Here is a 17014-nt window from a genome sequence, read left to right on the forward strand (position 1 = left end):
GGTAGTCGCTCACGATGGATAATTGGTGCTATCATTTGTGTAATCAACATCTGATTATAAGTTGTGATCTTAGACGGTCGTCCGACATGCATATATCAAGTTGTTTTGACATATAGATCATTGAGGCAGGCTGTAGCGCTTGGATGTGCAAAATATGAAATCACAGGCAGATAAATAGTAGGAAAATATGCAAACAGAGTTGCAAGTTGGCGTCAATTTAAAACGTATACGTAAAGAGAAAGGGTTGAGCTTAGATAAGACTGCCAAGGCAACTGGCGTGAGTAAGGCTATGCTAGGGCAGATCGAACGCGGAGAATCCAGTCCAACCGTCGCAAAATTATGGCAAATCGCCTCGGGGTTAAACGTCTCTTTTTCTCATTTTATCAGTCCGATATCTGATAATGAATTAACGGATCTGTTACCATCACAAGATAAAGCGCTTACCGAAGGTCTACTCGTCAAAGTTCTCTTTCCTTTCGAGAAAGATGTTGGGTTTGAAATGTTTGAACTGGGTTTGGAAGAGAACTTTGAGCACGTATCAAAGCCACATAATTTCGGTGTTATCGAGCATGTTATCTGTATTTCAGGGAAAATAGCACTATTCTTTGACGATAGTTGGCATGAATTGACCATCGGCCAAGCACTACGTTTTAATGCTGCGCAGCCTCACCGTTATAAAAATATGGGTAAAGGAACCGCTTTTTTTCATAACATTATCTATTACCCTTCAGATCCTTTGAGTTAATCAATTGCAAATGCGCATTGTGGCCTGTTGATCTTTCATGTTTAAAACCAGCCCCTAGCAATTCATGCTAGTCAATGTTAATCTCGATCTCGATGTGCGTTATAACGCACGCCTGGCGGGTGTAATTAAGTGGGGACTCGGATATTTTTTGGCGGATGTATTGGCAATGACAGGAAACGAAATGACAGAGAAATTATTTTGGAAAGATCCTTATCAAACTGAGCTAGTTTCAAAAATAATTAGCCTCAAAGGTAATGAAATTGAGCTATCCGAGACTATTTTTTATGCTGAATCAGGAGGGCAAGAAAGTGATGTAGGCACAATGAATGGTATTCCTGTATTGAAAGCCGAAAAGAGAGAGCAAACCATTATTTATACGTTGGCAGAAGTTGATGGATTAACTGTTGGCAGTGAGGTAATCACAAAAATTGATTGGCCACGACGTTATGCATTGATGAAATTACATTTTGCCGCTGAGGTCGTTTTGGAACTATTTACACAAACTTATTCAATCAATAAAATAGGTGCTCATATCTCAGCAGAAAAAAGTCGAATTGATTTTGAATGGAATGAAAATATCAGTACTTTCTTGCCAGATTTTCAAATAAAGGCAATGAGTTTAATTAATGCAGATTTACCGATTGAAAGTTATTTTTCGGATTTCGAACTGCAACGTCGTTGTTGGGAAGTGAAAGATTTTGCTAAAGTGCCTTGTGGTGGAACGCATTTAAAAAGAACGTCAGAGGTTGGAGCTATATTACTCAAGCGTAAGAATATCGGCAAAGGGAAAGAGCGGGTTGAAATAAGTTTGGCATAATGAGCGGTGAGCCTATTCCCATTGTTTTTCTAATTATTTTTCTCTATATCGATAAAAAGATAGGCGGCTTTACCTGTGATTGAGTATCTCGTGCTGCCAATCTCGTATAACGATAATATTAAGATGAATATGCGGCATTGAGTAAATATTGTAATTTTCTCGCGAATTCGGGTGACGCATATTTATCCGTGACTATTTCGATATAGGATGCAACATTTTTTGATTCGGCGACTTTTATTGCAGAGTCTAATTCATCACAGCGGGTGACTTTTTGGCAATACCAATCCTCACAGCCTAGCGCACTCGGTAGTTGGGTATAATTCCATTGCGGAATATCATTGTAATAAGCTTCTGGATCTTTGCATAATAGGCGTTCAATTAAGTATCCCTCATTATTAATTATAAAAATAATCGGTTTTAGGCCAAAGCGAGCAAATTGGCTAACTTCTTGGGCAGTTAGCTGATGTGAACCTTCTCCAGTTATCAATATAATACGACGATGAGGTGCTGCTAAAGCAGCTCCGAAGGCAGCAGGTGTTGACCATCCAATCGATGACCATAAAGTTTGGTTATGGAACTGTGCATTTTTAGGCAATAATGCAAAGAACAAACCCATTGATGACGCCCCTGTGTCGGTAACGATAATATCATTTTCCGTAAACATTTTTTCAAACCGAGGGTAGAGGTATTCAGCCGTAATCTTGCCGTTTTGACTTGGGAATAGCGGGCCTAATCCTTGTGCTTTTAAACCGTGATAATTCAGTGTTGGAACCTGCTGTTTTAGTTCGGATAGAACGTCTTGCATAGACACATTTGAATAGACAGCTGATCCTACTTTGACATGGTTAGGCATAATAGATATGTAGTTTTCTGGGGGGATAGATACAGTAAAACAGCCTGAACTAAAGTCAGAGAATACGGCGCCTATCCCCATGATACAATCACAGTTTCTAATAAATTCATTTACCTGTAAATTCATCATAGTGCCATTATAAATCCCTATATAATTAGGATTTGATTCACTTAAGACGCTTTTATCTATCAGCGTGGTGGCATAAGGCAAGTTTGCTTTATCAATAATGGACTGAACGGTGGCAGTAAGTCCAAAGCGTGCAGTTAAAATACCCGCGATAACACAGGCTTTTTTGCTACTCGATAGCTTATTTAAAATAGCCGTAATAGCTTCTGTTAATGCGTTATTATTACTTTTAGATTCATCGTTAGTAGTAAAGCTTTCACTTATTTTTATGGGCATTAATGCATAATCTGATGGTATGCCAATATAAACTGGTCTACGTTCAAATAGAGCCGAATTAATTAATCTTTCGAGTTCAGTAATACAGTTTTCGGGGGTGAGAATGGAATGAGCACAGCTGAGATGTTGGCTTATTTTATAAAAGACATCAAAGTCACCATTTCCTAAAGTATGATGGGCGATTGTTCGATTTCTTTGTACTCTACTGGGGGGCATACCGACTAAATGAAAAATAGGGACATGTTCGGCGTAGGCACCTGCAATCGCATTCAGAGCACTTAATTCACCCACGCCAAATGTTGTTGCTAGCGCTGAAATGCCTTTTATTCGCGCGTAACCATCAGCGGCATAACCAGCATTAAGTTCATTGCAGTTACCAATCCAACGTAGGTGTGTATTCTCACAGACGGCATCATTGATTGGAAATGCGTAATCTCCTGCTACGCCAAAAACATCTCTAATTCCTAATTCGACTAAGCGTGTCAGAACATGCTGGATAACTGTTTTGGCCATTATCATCTCCTGAATATGTTAAAGATTGCGAATGGAATAATAGACTGACGTTTATCACTATTACCGCTAATCTCAGTTTAGGTTAAATAATCTATAATTATTAGCACGTTAATTAATAGTTACTGATAAATTATTGGCCTTTACATAGAGGCTATTATATTTGTGAAACTCAAAATTAGCACCAAAACCATTATTGTAACGCTCGGGAATTTTCAAGATAAGAATGCTTAAAATTAAGCAATAGCACATCATTGAATGAGGATTTAATAAAACTTATTATCTATTTTAATCAGCAACCCAGATCTATTTAATTAATATGTGATCAATACTATATAAATATAAAGTTGGTTGTTAATCATCAATTTTTTATTAGAAAATTAAAGTTTTCAATCGATAAAAGAATAAATTAATTATAGGGCCTTGTGGTTGACGATATCCCATTCACTGATTAGTATGTAATTAGATAGGCGTAAATAAATTTTATCAATGAGGTGGTACTTATATGAATAAATTAAAGGCAGCAATTTTTTCTTTAGCGTTGTTAAGTCCATTGGCATTTGCAGCAACTGAAATTACCTACACCCAATCACTCGATTTGAAACCAGCAGGTACAGTTAACGTAGTGATAAATGATGGTGTAGCGGCGGATTATGTGAAGGCTATTTCACAAAAAGCCGATGAGCAAGGTGCTGAGTATTTTATTATCACGTCTGTAGCATCTGAAGGCACTGGTAACGATGTATCTGTAACCGCGAGTTTATATAACAAGTAATCTCTAAGGCTTACTTTTAAATCGAATGTGCACCTATCATTAGTGGACTAAGCTAATTAAAATAGAAAACGCCTTGTATTAACAGGCGTTTTTTGCGTGTAGATGTATGAGCCTACCAACTCTTTTTAGCTCAAATATTTATCAATTAGCCTTGTACCGCAGTGACCATGACTTCAACGAGTATTTGATCACCCGCCATATTAGCTTCAACAGCTGCACGAGCAGGGCTATTTTCTGCTGGCATCCAAGATTCCCAAACAACATTAAACGCAGCAAAATCGCGACCCATATTTTTGATCCAGACTTGTGCAGACAAAATGCGAGTTTTATCGCTGTTGCTATTGGCTAATAGCGCATCAATTTTTGCAAGAACTTCATGAGTTTGTGCGGTAATATCACCTGTTAAATCAGTCGGTACTTGACCTGATAGGTAGACTAAGCCTGCATATTCAACGCTATCTGATAAGCGTGGTTTTGGGTTATTGCGTTTAATCATGATGTACTACCTCGTTAATCCGGTTAAAGAAATGGGAGAACATTGCCTGATATTAATTGGCTCAGTATTACAGCACTACCAGCCGCTAATGTGAAACCTAAACTTCTATGTTTAATGTTTAACCAGAGGTTTTTATATTCTGTTTTACCTAAAAGAGATGTCTTTTTTGGTGTAGATAGTTACAAATGGCACCAAAATTACGCATTTTTAATAATACTAATTTAAGGTGGTTTTTTATAATATTTTCTAATGCGTCGATTAAATTATTGAGTAAGGCAAATCGGTCATGACCAATATCAATCCTTATATTGATACGCAGTTGTTAATTTAATTTTGCGTGCGTAATTTTATTGCCGTCGTCCGTGACATTTCGATACTCATCGAAGTGTTATTTTTTCTAAATATTACTCTATTTCAATACTTGGAAAGGAGGACATATGATTGCCGTTATTTTTGAAGCAAAGTTACACCCTAATCAGCAAGCTCGCTATTTAGCTTTAGCTGCGGATCTTAAGCCTTTATTAACCGATATCTCAGGATTTATCAGCATTGAGCGTTTTAAAAGTTTAAGCGATGAAGAAAAACTACTGTCATTATCTTGGTGGGAAAATGAGGAGGCTGTACTTGAATGGAAGCGAAATGTTTTGCATGCAGAAGCCCAACAGGAAGGTAGAAAATCTATTTTTTCTTTCTATAAGATTAGCATCGTGAATATGGTGCGTGAATATTCATTTACTAAAGATAAATAGCCATACTCGTCATACTACAATTTGCAAGGGTGTTGACCGTGCTCAGCTAGTCGAGTCACATAGTTATCTATGCTCCCCACCTATCTTCACTTGTCGCCTACCTGCAAATCGAATTATTTAGAGTATATGTTTGGTGTTCATGTGATTTTAAAAAATAATCTAGACCAATTAGCGTTACTCGGAAAAACATTAGGAATAAATATGTTTGATGTTCATGTGATTTTAAAAAATAATCCAGGCCAATTGGCGTTACTTGGAAAAACATTAGGAATAAATAAGGTTGGGCTAGAAGGCGGAGGCATATTTACGGTTGGTGAAGAGTGTCATGCTCATTTTTTAGTTGAAGATGGAAATAAAGCTAAAATAGTTCTTGAGCAAGCAGGGTTGATTGTTCTGGCTATTCGTGAACCCGTAACCCGTAAGTTAAAACAAGAAAAGCCCGGCGAATTGGGCGAGATAGCTCAGGTTCTCGCTGATAATGGCATCAATATTTTAGTGCAGTATAGCGATCATGCGAATCGACTGATATTGATAACAGATAATGATACGATGGCGGCATCTATCACGCTTCCATGGGCAGCTCAATAAGAGCGCGAAGGCACAATTAATGGATGAAATAACACAGAATATCACTTTTGAATCCGCTATAGCCGCTGTGGGAGCGGCTATGTCCGATGCTTCCCGAGTAAAAATACTGTGTGCTTTGATGGATGGACGAGCATGGACGGCGACAGAGCTAAGTATTGCCGCAGAGATTTCAGCATCAACCACAAGTAGCCATTTATCCAAATTAGTTGTCAGCCAATTAATTACAGTTATAGCGCAAGGAAAGCACCGTTATTTTCGATTAGCGGGCAAAGAAGTTGCAGAGCTCATTGAAGCTATGATGGGGATAACGTCTAACAATTTTAGCAGCGCTAAAATATCAACGCCGCCCCATTTGAGAAAGGCGCGGACTTGTTATGACCATTTAGCAGGTGAAGTTGCCGTTAAAATTTATGATTTCCTTTTTCGCGAGCAGTGGATAACCGCTGATGGTGGCATGATTACACTCGCGGGCATTGAACATTTTCGCTTGATGGGAATTGATGCTCAACCAAAAAGTTCACGAAAAGTGTGTTGTGCCTGCTTGGATTGGAGTGAAAGACGTTCTCACTTAGGCGGCTATATTGGAGCTGCATTGTTTACACACTGTGAGTCTAAAGGTTGGTTGACAAAGCATGTTGGCTATCGAGAAGTCACAATTAACCCGAAAGGTTACCATGCCTTTAAAGACCATTTTCATTTTGATTAAGTTATTCATTATTAGAATATTGGTTTATTAAAACTGGGAGGGCATGCTGTTCTCCCCAACTTTTAAGTAATAAAAGTATAGGTTTTAGGGATTGACCTTTTTCAGTTAAACTATATTCAACCTTTGGCGGGACTTCAGGGAATACTTTTCGATTAATTAGCCCCACAGATTCTAATTCGCGTAATTGTTTAGTTAACATTCGGGGTGTAATAAAGAGTAAGTGTCGCTTTATTTCATTAAATCGTAATGTACCATTTGTTAGATGATAAAGGATCATTCCTTTACCTTTTCCACCAATTAGTTCTAATGAGGCTTCGACAGGGCAAGCTTCATATTCATAAGATGTAAAACGTGGTTTTTTTACAGTATCCATTATGTACCTATGTACCAAAAATGTACGTACTTGTTTAAATGATAGCATTGGTTATCATAACAACTTTCCAGCTGTTATTAATAGGATAAAGTTATGCCAATCATTGATGTCGCAATGAAACGTTATGCAACAAAATCGTTTGATCCAACAAAAACCATCTCTCCTGACGTTTTTGAAAAAATTAAGCAGCTACTCAGATATAGCCCATCAAGTGTGAATATTCAGCCTTGGCATTTTATCATTGCAGAAACTAAAGAAGGTAAGCAACAACTGGCTAAATCAACTGAAGTTGATTATCAATTTAATACGCCAAAAATCCTCAATGCATCACATGTTGTTCTGTTCTGTAGTAAAACAAGTGTTGATAGAAATTATATGGATAATATTCTTGAGCATGAAGCATCAGATGGGCGTTATGCATTACCAGAACATAAACAAATGATGGAAGGTGCGAGAGATTTCTTTGTGAATTTCCATAAAGATAATCTGCAAGATTTACCGCTGTGGCTAGAAAAGCAAACCTTTATCAATTTAGGGAGTTTCTTATTAGGTGCCGCTGCATTAGGTGTTGATGCTGTTCCTATGGAAGGAATGGATTTTGCGGTTCTTGATAAAGAGTTTTCATTAACAGAAAAAGGCCTAGTTCCTATCGCAATGGTGCCATTGGGATACCATTCAGCCGATGATTTTAATGCAGAATTAACGAAATCTCGTTTACCTGAAGAACAAATCATTACTGTTATTTAATTGAATTTATATTGAATGTAAGAACATAATTCGATTAATATTCATAGGCTGCTATCAAGCAGCCTAGACTAAAATGAGATCATGCCCGCCTACTTATATCGTTATTTATGCCCATCAAATAGCTTCGCTTCTCGAAATGACCAAATAGAAATGATAAGTATCAAAGCGTATTATCTAATATCATGATTTTAACTTAAGTATTATGTTTGTTTTTTATTAGGTCAGATTTGCGATTAACAGTTCTATATAGCTAAAAAATAATTAATTTAATAAGATATTGAAGTAAAATCATTTATGACTACTTATGCGTTAATCTTTTAATTTTAATTGTATAGAGTCTTTTTCTTTACTAATCCAGATGTTTTATTACTTTAAATGGAATAACATGTCAAAAAAATCAATTAATCCGTCATCTGTATTTAATTCATTGCAATACGGCTTTAGCCAAGCTATTGAAACCAAGGGTACTCGCCAGCTTTTTTTATCGGGGCAAGTAGGGGTTGATGCTAATCAACAAACCGTCGCTGGTGGTATGTATGAACAAACGGTTCAATCAATAAGGAATATTGAACATGTCCTAAAGGATGTTAACGGTACACTTGATGATGTTGTCATGCTACGGATCTATATCAAACAAGGTTTTGATAGTCATGAAGAACAAATGGATATCGCTAAAGCATTACAGGAGAAATTTACTTCGGCTCCTCCCGCGTCGTCATGGATTATTGTTACTGGATTATCATTGCCTGAATGGTTAATTGAAATTGAGGCTCATGCTATCCTAGATTAATTAAATTGTTAATATTGTTCCGTCGAGATACATATTGTCATTTGCTATGTGTCTTGACGTGAAATGAATACGGATTAATCCATGGTATTATTATGGGTATTGATAAATAACCCAATGCTAAATGCTTTCTTTGTGTGTTATTAAAATAGAGTTAGCAGAACTGCAAGACGTTTGCCGAAAAATAGAAATTGTAAGAAGTGATTCAATATGGAATTAATTAATAGATAAGCCTTTTATCTTGTTTAATCGATTTAACTAAACCTAAATTTCAGTGATCTTTTCTCGATGAATCCAATCAATAATCATTTAACTCGAACTTTAGCAAGTATATAACTAATATAGTTTAGGCTAACATGATTGATAAATAAGACTATTCTTATCTATTTAGTAATCCGTTTTTATTCAGAGAACTAAGTAAATAAAAAAATATTTTATTTCAATGTTATGGGTGTTTATGTGCGATATGTCATTTAATAATTCACCTTAGATAGAATGATTTTTTAATGTTAATATCAGAAATTAAAGGATTGAAGGGTAAAATATTTGGTTTAATTTGGATAATGCTTCTGTGATTCATATGTTAATATTATTAACATTAAGCATGTAATAATTGCTAATATTCAACAAAATTGTAATTAAGAAGATTATCTAATGAAGACAACATTAAAACTTGGTTTACTTGGTATCGCTGTGCTTACTATTTCTGCATGTGATAGCTTAGATCCTACAAGTAATAAAGGCGAATTTTATTACAGCAATCCAACAACAAGTAATATTTCGTTTAAAGTAGATGGTAAAGATTATGAAGCTTTGCCTGGACATAGGGATATTATTAAGCTTTCACCGGGCGTACATAAATTAGAAAATAGCCAAGGTGATACTTTTTCCTTTATGGTTTTTGATAATAATAATGGTGGTATCCTTAACCCGGATAACAATGTTTATTATACGGTATCAGAAGCGTATGCCGTTGAAGGACAAGCTGCGCGTTTTAATCCGACCACTTATAAAGTCACGATAAATGGCCATGAAATAGAAATGGCAGTAAGAAGTGCAAATGCGCCTGTTATTGATGGGAATTTATTTAAATGCAGCTATCAACTTGGTGAGCCATTCCCTGAAACAGTGGTCATCAATGATCGTAATTCAAATGGTAATATTGCGACTAAATGCTTTGATAAAACAGAGCTAGTACAATACATCTCTAAAGAATACGATGAAAATCTCGCACCTGTTTCGCCTGGCGATGAAACTAAAGATACAATCAATATGACCTTTAGTTATGATCTTCCAACTGCGAACTTTACTAATCCTGAAGTTCAAGCAACAGCGGAAGAAGTATTGGGTTTACTCAAGCAATTTCAAGACACTAACGATACTGATATTCAAGATAAATTGGAAAAACAATTCCATAAGCTAAGCATTGATTTGGTTACAGTGCACACCAAGAATGCCGCGACTACGCCTGTTTCGCAAAATGAAGAGTATAATGATTTCGTTAATAGAACGAGTGATTTACGTACTTATGGTATTTGGACTAGATAATTAAAATGTCGTTTTTCGCAAAGGCCACTAATATTGTGGCCTTTATTGTATGTATAATCACCATATAAAATTAAGAGTATCCCTATAAGCTAACCAGAGTAATCTTATTTAAAATAAAATTAATAAAAGGATGATGATTATATTAATTTACTATAATCACATTAAATTGAATTGTATTTTATATAGGAATAACCAAAATGAATACAATGTTAAAATATTTTTTAGCTTTTGCAATTACTTCAATATTATTTTTATTTTCTTTGGTAGCAAATAGTCAATCAGTGATAACAAATGGTCAACAACCTGAAATGTTAGATTTAGTATTTGTTTTAGATAAAAGTGGCTCAATGTCAGGTTTTGAATCAGATACTATTGGTGGTTTTAATAGTGTGCTAACCGAAAATCGGGATAAAAAAGCTAATGTGTTTATTACAACAGTTTTATTTAATAATAAAACATCTGTTCTTCACAATAGAGAGCCAATTCACAAAGTATCCAATTTAACATTAGATGATTACCAAGTTGGCGGTAATACAGCTCTGTTAGATGCAGTTGGTAACACCATTATTAAAATGCAACAAAATAGAAAAATAACCAAGAATAATAATGTTCTATTTGTCATTATCACGGATGGCGAAGAAAATAGCAGTCGTGAATATAGCCAAGCTAAAATTAAATCGATGATTAAATCTGCGGAAACAGAAGATAAATGGGACTTTATTTTCCTTGGAGCTAATATCGATGCGGTTACAGCCGCGGATAATATTGGTATCAGCTCTTCAAAAGCAACGGGTTATGTACAAGATAAATCAGGTTATGATAAAGCCTACAAAGCAGTCAATAACGCGGTAGAATCTAAGAAAAGTATGTCACCAATATCCGAGAGTTGGAAACAAGAAGTTGAAGCTGATGCAGTAGAACGCACTAAAAAATAGTGTTGCACACTTACTCCTTAAGGGCGTGACGTCCATCAATATTGGAATTTCCCGTTATATATCAAGATGCCATTAATTTAAGGCATCTTGATTATTTTTGTCATTATAAAAAATTAAGTTTTCAATATTACCGAGTATTTTTCAGCGCATCAAACATGCCTTGCGCTAAATAGTTTTGTGTAGTTTGTACTCCCGGCAATACAAAATAGTATCCACCGCCAAAGGGTTTAATGTAGCGTTCAAGAGGTTCACCATTAAGGCGTTTTTGGGTATCAATAAAACCTGTTTTGAGATTTTTTTGGTATGAAACAAATATCAGCCCCATATCTAGCGCGCCATTTGGTGTTAAACCTAATGAGTAACTATAACTACGTCGTCTTAATTTTGCCGTATAACGCTCTGGATTACGAGGCTCCGCACGACGCATGTGAGAATCAAATAATACTCGATCACCGTGAGGATCTTTAGCAAATTCAGGGTCGTCATGTTCTTGTTTCATGCCAATAGGTGCGCCAGTTTCTTTATGGCGGCCAAAATCATTTTCCTGATCTTCAAGGGGAGTTCTATCCCAAAATTCAAGATTAAAACGAATAAGGCGTACTGCTTGATAAGTGCCACCTGAACACCATTCTGGCTCTTTGCTTCCCTCATTTATCCAAATTAGCTCATCCATTAATTGTTTATCATTGATCGGAGCATTGCCTGTACCATCTTTAAAACCAAATAAATTTATGGGTGTTGAGCGTTGATCAATATCACGCGAAGGTAAAAAACCATCTATTTTCCAAAGTGGAAACATAAAGGGTGCAGAATGACGCAAAAGGTCACGCAATGCGTAAATAACACTCTCTTGACTATTGGCGCAGATTTGCAGCGTGATGTCTCCACCGCACCACTCTTGTTCTAATCGATCATTTGGGAAGCTGGTCATTTCAACCAGGTAATGTGGTTTGACTTTATCTAAACCAAATCGAGAGTCAAACAAGCTATCTCCAAGCGAAACAGTGATCGTCAGCGAGTCGGGTTGGATATGTGTACCTAAAATACCTGATTCAGCGGGAGGCATTCTATCGTTTGGTATTTTTGGTGCGTTCTGAAATTGTGTGAGGTAGGCAATGCGCTTTGTGAGAATTTCAAACAATTTTTGCAGTTTATCGAGCGATTCTGCCGTGACATTAAAGGCAATAAAGGAGGCATTTTTTTGCTCTGGTGTTAAAACACCGGCTTGATGTATACCTTCAAAATCAATGGTATTACCATAAAATAGTTGGCAATCATTTTGGCGAGTATTGGCTGCAAGAGTTGGTGCAGCGGCAACCAAACTACCAATAGCTAATGTTTTTAATGCATTTCGCCGCGAAAAGCTCAATGGCGTAGAACGAGTTTGTAATTTTGCCTTCATGGCTTGTTGCCTCAATATTTATAATACACATCGATACTTAGCTGGTATCTGAGCAATGCAAGGTTTTCGGCTTGTTGAGTTAGCACAGAATACAACGCCATTTTGTCTTTCTTACTGAATTGACTGTATGGCTGAAAATAATCAGATTTTGATTGGTAAGACTGAATAATACTATTGGCTAGCTGATAGTTTTGTTGAATTCGCTTAAGTGCATTCGGATCAATAAATGGCTTGATGACGCGGATGACTTCTTCAGAACCACGTAAGTTAGCGGCGATATCGGCTATATCCGATTGGCTATAAACATTCTCTTTTCCAGCTAATTTTGTTTCAAGGATCATTTCAATAAAATCTGCCGAGGCTTGAACTAGTTTTGGAATTTCAATGTGTTCAGTGGCGACACGATTGTGGAGATCCTGCACTTTCATCAATAGTTCATCAGCCGCAATGAGAGCAGTTTTGGTGTCTTTTCGGTCAAATAACTGATATTCCACTAGATGAAAACCGGTAAAACGGTAATCTTTCTCACCTTCGAGAAAATAGTCTGCTCTTGCATTAAGAATGCGGTCGGTATTACCAAATAACATCATGATCGGACGAATAGCTTCGTAATGTTGATGAGCCTGAATATAGGCTTGTTTTGCGGCGTTGAGATCATCTCTTGTTAAGCTATTTTTCAATATTTTCAATTGAGAGATCACTTCACTCAATTCAACTTGGGTGAAGTCTAAGTAAGCGTTGATCGCATTTTGATATTTCTTAGGTGTGGGAATATCACCTTTGGCAATAATAATATCATCCCCTGTTTGTACAGGGGATCGTAAGGCTTTAGCCGAAACACTGAAAGGTATCGCTGCGAGTAAAAATAAGCTACACAGTAAGCTGATGCGGTGGCTTAGTGAACTACGCATGTTTTTTACTCCGTGAAAACAGAGTGATAACTACAACCCAATAAATCACAAACGTAATGATGCTTAACCAAATAGGCTGAGAACGATAGGCAAAGAAAGATGAGATAAAATTCCCAGCGATATTGGAATCATCTAATAATGCGGAGGTATCCCATGCTGGGTAGATGAGAAACTCAGGAATAGAATAATCATATTCAATCAATAAGTTTGCGCTTTCTTCAACCCCTTTGAGTAGTAGCGACAAGGCGAGAAACAGCAAAATGATACCAGTAACCTTGAAGAATATTTTCCATGAAACGAAGCGGTTAGTTAGCAAGAAGGCATATAAAGTCAGCGCGGCAATTAAAATACCTGCTGCTACTTCAATAAAGAAATCAGTCGCATTTGCAGAAGTCAGTGACATGATAAAACTCGATAGAAAGACCACAATTTCACTTCCTTCACGAGCAATGGCAATCGCGATAATCAGTGCCGCTCCCCACCAGTTATGATGCTGAGCATTACGATTAATACCTGACTCAATCTCAGATTTCATGGCACTGCCATGTTTGTTCATCCAATACACCATTTGTACGATCAAAATACAGGCTAGTACCTCCATAAAGATCATAAATAGTGACTGCCCCGTATCATCGAGAACATTGAATACACCATAAATCAATAATGCTAATAAGATGGAAATGATAATACCGAGAGAAACACCACCCCACAAAAACTTCATCCCGTTACGAGCATCGGGATGGCGTTTGATCCAAGCATAGATAATGCCAATAACCAACAAAGCTTCAAAGCTTTCACGCCATACAACAAACAGAACTTGCCCCATAACCTGTCCTACTCTTTTGCTATGATCTCACCCTTGGGGTGAGAAAGGTGGAAATCATCAAAAAAGGTATAGCTACCCGGTTTTAAGGGAGCAATTACAACTACAGAGCTAGCACCCGGAGCGAGAACTTTTTCTTTACGCAATTGGGTGCTTTCAAATTCAGCAGGTTCGGTTCCTGTGTTAGTTATCTTGATACGAATAATGGTTTTTGCAGGAACTTCAAGAATACGAGGGATCAAATCACCATTTTTCATTTCTAATTCAACAGTAAATTTTTCTGCGGCAAAAACGGCACTCGGGATTAGCGCGGAAAAGACTAGCAGGGCGAGGCTTAATAGTATTTTCATGATATTGGCTCTAAGAATTAATCACGAATAAAACAAAAAGGGCTATACACAGTGGCTAGCCCTTAAACCTAGAGGTCTGTAGGTTAGTAACTACCTTTACGACCTACACCTGCATAGTCAAAGTCCCATGAAACTTCAATAGGCTTAAACCAAGGTGCAACCCCTGTTTCTTTATCAATATGGCGGCCAAACACTGCCTGTTTATTGTGTGACGGTGGATAAATTTTATAGGTCACTCGGTACTTACCGTTGCCATCTAATTTAATGTTTTCACCGTAGTGAGGACCATCGCTGGCAACCATTGGCATAAATGTGCCAGATTGGGTTTGTGGCTTATCACCGAGTTTGGTTACGGTGTATTCAACTGTGAGGTAAGGGATCCAATCACCTTCAGCAAAACCATTTGGGTTGTCTTCAACCGCATGAATATCGGCTTCTAAGTGGATATCGGCTTTATCCGCAGCAAGATGTGACTTCGCGTGATGTCCTTCTTCGGTATCCATTGTAATTGGTTGAAGGTAAACACCTTGGATTTCCATTCCATCTTTAATGACAGGATGCCCTAAAGGGTATTCTTGAGCGAAAGCAGTGATTGAAAATAATGCTAAACCCGAAACAGCGGCTTTATAAGCGAGTTTCATCGGTATGTCCTTACTATTATTTATCATAAGAAAGTAATGATAATCATTATTATTACCATAATTCAAGCTAAAGTTTAGGCTGTAAATTTAATTTATTGCCAAATACATGAAAAGTTTTAAAAAAATAGTTATGGTAAGGGCTGTTATTATTTTATTTAAAATATCTTTATGTGAAAGACATTATCTTATTTTTTCTTATTTTATCTCATTGTGAATTGAACAAACATCATTCATGGTTTACGAATATATTAATGATATGAAGGTATAGAGTATGCAAAAACGTTATCTTGATTGTGCTGCTTCTGAGATATTGCAGTTAAGTAAAGGAAATCTATTAGAAGCCATTAAGGGAAGTGAAGGACGATTAGTGGTTTCAGAAACCATTGGAACTATTCAACCGGTGTTAATGAATGTAACAAATGCAGAACTTGCAGCAAGTCAGGGCGCAGATATTTTATTATTGAATATTTTCGACGTAGACAATCCAGTGGTTCAAGGACTTCCTTTAGGTACCGAGCCTCAAGAGATTATTCGAACTTTAAAATACTTAACCGGGCGAGTGATTGGTGTTAATTTAGAACCAGTCCCAGCAGGTTTTAATAATCCAAATCAAGATAAACAATGGCAGATATCGGAAGGGCGCTTAGCAACGGTTAAAAATGCCATTAAGCTAAAAGAAATGGGCGTTGATATTATTGTTTTAACCGGAAATCCGGGGAATGGAGTCACTAACCAAGAAATTAATCAAAGCCTAAAAGAGCTAAAAGCGGTTGTGGGTGAAGACGTTATTTTGATCACCGGAAAAATGCATGCTGCAGGGGTATTAAATGCGGCAGCGGAACAGCTCATTACTGAAACAGACATTCGTTGTTTTATTGATAGCGGCGCGGATGTCATTTTGTTGCCAGCACCGGGAACTGTTCCAGGTATTTCTGCGGAGTTTGTTCAAAAAATGATAGCGTACTGCCATTCACAAGGTGTATTAACCATGACGGCGATTGGCACTTCACAAGAAGGCGCTGATTTGCAAACCATTCGTCAAATTGCCTTAATGTGTAAAATGGCAGGAACGGATTTACATCATATTGGTGATTCGGGATACAACGGAATTGCACTGCCTGAGAATATTTTGAATTATAGTATTGTCATTCGTGGCGTGAGGCATACTTATTCGCGAATTGCGCGTTCAATAAACCGTTAATCTATTTTTCGTAATACTTCCCGCGATCGTGTATGCAGTAAATAGAGCACTATATTGATGAACCCGAGTCACATATTTATTTCTATGACTAGGGTTCCGTATCTTTTCTGACTAGCGACAACTCGAATTATTTAGGGAATATCATTCATTCGTTATAGTTCATGCCGCAGTATGTGCCTTGTATCTGATTTACTTACTAGTTTATGAATATAGTACTAAAAATGAGAGCATAGATATGGTATTGCAGATTAAAAACGAATATTTTTAAAAGAATCAAAGGAAGAGATATTTTTACAAATTAATCAAAATTAGCTTTGTAGTATGAACTTCTTTTATTATTCGTATCAATATATAAATAGATTTAGATAGCGTAATTATAAAATATAAAATATAAAATATAAAATATAAAATATTCCGCGATATATTCTATCGCATAATAATTGAAGGTGTTATTTTATTTACCAATTTACATTGGTTATAGTAATATGAGAAATATAGACTAATTATTTTTTATAAAAATAATTTTTTGTGTGAGGTCACAAAACTAATAATTAAATCAATTTATAGTTAAAATGATAATATGTTTATGATCACCTAGGTGAAACTCAGGCTAAATTGGCCTTTAATTATTAAAAAGAATTTTCTACATGGCTAA

19 protein-coding genes are annotated in these 17014 nt (G+C 36.6%); 11 read left to right on the forward strand and 8 right to left on the reverse strand.

The features are described from left to right. Nucleotides 1–187 precede the first annotated feature (187 nt). On the forward strand, nucleotides 188–745 hold the full coding sequence (locus OOA_RS00235; protein WP_008910099.1) for a helix-turn-helix domain-containing protein: 558 nt from the start codon (nucleotides 188–190) through the stop codon (nucleotides 743–745). 64 nt (nucleotides 746–809) lie between these two features. Further along, nucleotides 810–1562 carry an alanine--tRNA ligase-related protein gene (locus tag OOA_RS00240; RefSeq protein WP_008910100.1) on the forward strand — a complete coding sequence of 251 codons (753 nt, stop codon included), beginning with the start codon at nucleotides 810–812 and terminating at the stop codon, nucleotides 1560–1562. Nucleotides 1563–1680: 118 nt separating this feature from the next. On the opposite strand, the gene OOA_RS00245 is transcribed toward OOA_RS00240, so the two are convergent. Then, nucleotides 1681–3330 (reverse strand): alpha-keto acid decarboxylase family protein, encoded by a 1650-nt coding sequence (locus OOA_RS00245; protein ID WP_008910101.1) that lies wholly within the window; start codon nucleotides 3328–3330, stop codon nucleotides 1681–1683. Nucleotides 3331–3832: 502 nt separating this feature from the next. Between OOA_RS00245 and OOA_RS00250 the strand changes: the two genes are divergently transcribed. Beyond that, complete coding sequence (locus OOA_RS00250; RefSeq protein WP_008910102.1) at nucleotides 3833–4102, forward strand: YdgH/BhsA/McbA-like domain containing protein; 270 nt, start codon at nucleotides 3833–3835, stop codon at nucleotides 4100–4102. 145 nt (nucleotides 4103–4247) lie between these two features. Here the strand turns inward: OOA_RS00250 and OOA_RS00255 are convergent, their stop codons facing one another. Further along, a complete protein-coding gene (locus tag OOA_RS00255) occupies nucleotides 4248–4598 on the reverse strand; it encodes a RidA family protein (protein WP_008910103.1) in 351 nt (116 codons plus the stop codon). A 437-nt stretch (nucleotides 4599–5035) separates the two neighbouring features. Between OOA_RS00255 and OOA_RS00260 the strand changes: the two genes are divergently transcribed. The 3 genes from OOA_RS00260 (at nucleotide 5036) to OOA_RS00270 (ending at nucleotide 6641) form a co-directional block, all read left to right on the forward strand. Beyond that, the gene (locus tag OOA_RS00260) at nucleotides 5036–5347 is read left to right on the forward strand and encodes an antibiotic biosynthesis monooxygenase family protein (protein ID WP_008910104.1); all 312 of its coding nucleotides are present in this window, start codon (nucleotides 5036–5038) and stop codon (nucleotides 5345–5347) included. A 201-nt stretch (nucleotides 5348–5548) separates the two neighbouring features. Then, complete coding sequence (locus tag OOA_RS00265; protein WP_008910105.1) at nucleotides 5549–5935, forward strand: hypothetical protein; 387 nt, start codon at nucleotides 5549–5551, stop codon at nucleotides 5933–5935. Between the two features lie 19 nt (nucleotides 5936–5954). Then, entirely contained in the window at nucleotides 5955–6641 is a 687-nt protein-coding gene (locus tag OOA_RS00270) for an ArsR/SmtB family transcription factor (protein ID WP_008910106.1), read from the forward strand. A gap of 1 nt (nucleotide 6642) precedes the next feature. Here OOA_RS00270 and OOA_RS00275 read toward each other — a convergent pair whose 3' ends face one another. After that, on the reverse strand, nucleotides 6643–7014 hold the full coding sequence (locus OOA_RS00275) for a winged helix-turn-helix transcriptional regulator (RefSeq protein WP_008910107.1): 372 nt from the start codon (nucleotides 7012–7014) through the stop codon (nucleotides 6643–6645). A 93-nt stretch (nucleotides 7015–7107) separates the two neighbouring features. Here OOA_RS00275 and nfsB point away from each other — a divergent pair, with 93 nt between their 5' ends. The 4 genes from nfsB to OOA_RS00295 all read left to right on the forward strand — a co-directional run bounded on the left by nfsB (nucleotide 7108) and on the right by OOA_RS00295 (nucleotide 11031). Beyond that, nucleotides 7108–7761 carry an oxygen-insensitive NAD(P)H nitroreductase gene (gene nfsB, locus OOA_RS00280; protein ID WP_008910108.1) on the forward strand — a complete coding sequence of 218 codons (654 nt, stop codon included), beginning with the start codon at nucleotides 7108–7110 and terminating at the stop codon, nucleotides 7759–7761. Nucleotides 7762–8146: 385 nt separating this feature from the next. Beyond that, nucleotides 8147–8551 carry a RidA family protein gene (locus OOA_RS00285; protein WP_008910109.1) on the forward strand — a complete coding sequence of 135 codons (405 nt, stop codon included), beginning with the start codon at nucleotides 8147–8149 and terminating at the stop codon, nucleotides 8549–8551. A gap of 651 nt (nucleotides 8552–9202) precedes the next feature. Continuing rightward, nucleotides 9203–10096 carry a hypothetical protein gene (locus OOA_RS00290; RefSeq protein ID WP_008910110.1) on the forward strand — a complete coding sequence of 298 codons (894 nt, stop codon included), beginning with the start codon at nucleotides 9203–9205 and terminating at the stop codon, nucleotides 10094–10096. A 197-nt stretch (nucleotides 10097–10293) separates the two neighbouring features. Beyond that, the gene (locus OOA_RS00295) at nucleotides 10294–11031 is read left to right on the forward strand and encodes a vWA domain-containing protein (protein WP_008910111.1); all 738 of its coding nucleotides are present in this window, start codon (nucleotides 10294–10296) and stop codon (nucleotides 11029–11031) included. 127 nt (nucleotides 11032–11158) lie between these two features. Here OOA_RS00295 and efeB read toward each other — a convergent pair whose 3' ends face one another. The 5 genes from efeB to OOA_RS00320 all read right to left on the reverse strand — a co-directional run bounded on the left by efeB (nucleotide 11159) and on the right by OOA_RS00320 (nucleotide 15158). Continuing rightward, on the reverse strand, nucleotides 11159–12433 hold the full coding sequence (efeB, locus tag OOA_RS00300) for an iron uptake transporter deferrochelatase/peroxidase subunit (protein WP_008910112.1): 1275 nt from the start codon (nucleotides 12431–12433) through the stop codon (nucleotides 11159–11161). Nucleotides 12434–12444: 11 nt separating this feature from the next. Then, on the reverse strand, nucleotides 12445–13344 hold the full coding sequence (locus tag OOA_RS00305) for an EfeM/EfeO family lipoprotein (protein ID WP_008910113.1): 900 nt from the start codon (nucleotides 13342–13344) through the stop codon (nucleotides 12445–12447). Then, the gene (locus tag OOA_RS00310) at nucleotides 13337–14170 is read right to left on the reverse strand and encodes an FTR1 family iron permease (RefSeq protein WP_008910114.1); all 834 of its coding nucleotides are present in this window, start codon (nucleotides 14168–14170) and stop codon (nucleotides 13337–13339) included. The genes OOA_RS00305 and OOA_RS00310 overlap by 8 nt, the downstream gene beginning before the upstream one ends. A gap of 8 nt (nucleotides 14171–14178) precedes the next feature. Then, nucleotides 14179–14517, reverse strand: coding sequence for a cupredoxin domain-containing protein (locus OOA_RS00315; RefSeq protein WP_008910115.1), 339 nt, complete (start codon nucleotides 14515–14517; stop codon nucleotides 14179–14181). Between the two features lie 83 nt (nucleotides 14518–14600). Next, the gene (locus tag OOA_RS00320) at nucleotides 14601–15158 is read right to left on the reverse strand and encodes an iron transporter (RefSeq protein ID WP_008910116.1); all 558 of its coding nucleotides are present in this window, start codon (nucleotides 15156–15158) and stop codon (nucleotides 14601–14603) included. Between the two features lie 271 nt (nucleotides 15159–15429). Between OOA_RS00320 and OOA_RS00325 the strand changes: the two genes are divergently transcribed. After that, nucleotides 15430–16359, forward strand: coding sequence for a DUF7916 family protein (locus OOA_RS00325; RefSeq protein ID WP_008910117.1), 930 nt, complete (start codon nucleotides 15430–15432; stop codon nucleotides 16357–16359). The last annotated feature ends 655 nt before the right edge of the window (nucleotides 16360–17014 follow it).

The sequence above is a fragment of the Providencia burhodogranariea DSM 19968 genome (assembly GCF_000314855.2).
In the GTDB taxonomy this organism is placed as follows: Bacteria; Pseudomonadota; Gammaproteobacteria; order Enterobacterales; family Enterobacteriaceae; genus Providencia; species Providencia burhodogranariea.

Excerpts from the sequence above, each read along its gene's own strand:
- OOA_RS00235 (WP_008910099.1), top strand. The coding sequence starts at position 188 with ATGCAAACAGAGTTGCAAGTTGGCGTCAATTTAAAACGTATACGTAAA.
- OOA_RS00240 (WP_008910100.1), top strand. The coding sequence starts at position 810 with ATGCTAGTCAATGTTAATCTCGATCTCGATGTGCGTTATAACGCACGC.
- OOA_RS00245 (WP_008910101.1), bottom strand. The coding sequence starts at position 3,330 with ATGGCCAAAACAGTTATCCAGCATGTTCTGACACGCTTAGTCGAATTA.
- OOA_RS00250 (WP_008910102.1), top strand. The coding sequence starts at position 3,833 with ATGAATAAATTAAAGGCAGCAATTTTTTCTTTAGCGTTGTTAAGTCCA.
- OOA_RS00255 (WP_008910103.1), bottom strand. The coding sequence starts at position 4,598 with ATGATTAAACGCAATAACCCAAAACCACGCTTATCAGATAGCGTTGAA.
- OOA_RS00260 (WP_008910104.1), top strand. The coding sequence starts at position 5,036 with ATGATTGCCGTTATTTTTGAAGCAAAGTTACACCCTAATCAGCAAGCT.
- OOA_RS00265 (WP_008910105.1), top strand. The coding sequence starts at position 5,549 with ATGTTTGATGTTCATGTGATTTTAAAAAATAATCCAGGCCAATTGGCG.
- OOA_RS00270 (WP_008910106.1), top strand. The coding sequence starts at position 5,955 with ATGGATGAAATAACACAGAATATCACTTTTGAATCCGCTATAGCCGCT.
- OOA_RS00275 (WP_008910107.1), bottom strand. The coding sequence starts at position 7,014 with ATGGATACTGTAAAAAAACCACGTTTTACATCTTATGAATATGAAGCT.
- nfsB (WP_008910108.1), top strand. The coding sequence starts at position 7,108 with ATGCCAATCATTGATGTCGCAATGAAACGTTATGCAACAAAATCGTTT.
- OOA_RS00285 (WP_008910109.1), top strand. The coding sequence starts at position 8,147 with ATGTCAAAAAAATCAATTAATCCGTCATCTGTATTTAATTCATTGCAA.
- OOA_RS00290 (WP_008910110.1), top strand. The coding sequence starts at position 9,203 with ATGAAGACAACATTAAAACTTGGTTTACTTGGTATCGCTGTGCTTACT.
- OOA_RS00295 (WP_008910111.1), top strand. The coding sequence starts at position 10,294 with ATGAATACAATGTTAAAATATTTTTTAGCTTTTGCAATTACTTCAATA.
- efeB (WP_008910112.1), bottom strand. The coding sequence starts at position 12,433 with ATGAAGGCAAAATTACAAACTCGTTCTACGCCATTGAGCTTTTCGCGG.
- OOA_RS00305 (WP_008910113.1), bottom strand. The coding sequence starts at position 13,344 with ATGCGTAGTTCACTAAGCCACCGCATCAGCTTACTGTGTAGCTTATTT.
- OOA_RS00310 (WP_008910114.1), bottom strand. The coding sequence starts at position 14,170 with ATGGGGCAAGTTCTGTTTGTTGTATGGCGTGAAAGCTTTGAAGCTTTG.
- OOA_RS00315 (WP_008910115.1), bottom strand. The coding sequence starts at position 14,517 with ATGAAAATACTATTAAGCCTCGCCCTGCTAGTCTTTTCCGCGCTAATC.
- OOA_RS00320 (WP_008910116.1), bottom strand. The coding sequence starts at position 15,158 with ATGAAACTCGCTTATAAAGCCGCTGTTTCGGGTTTAGCATTATTTTCA.
- OOA_RS00325 (WP_008910117.1), top strand. The coding sequence starts at position 15,430 with ATGCAAAAACGTTATCTTGATTGTGCTGCTTCTGAGATATTGCAGTTA.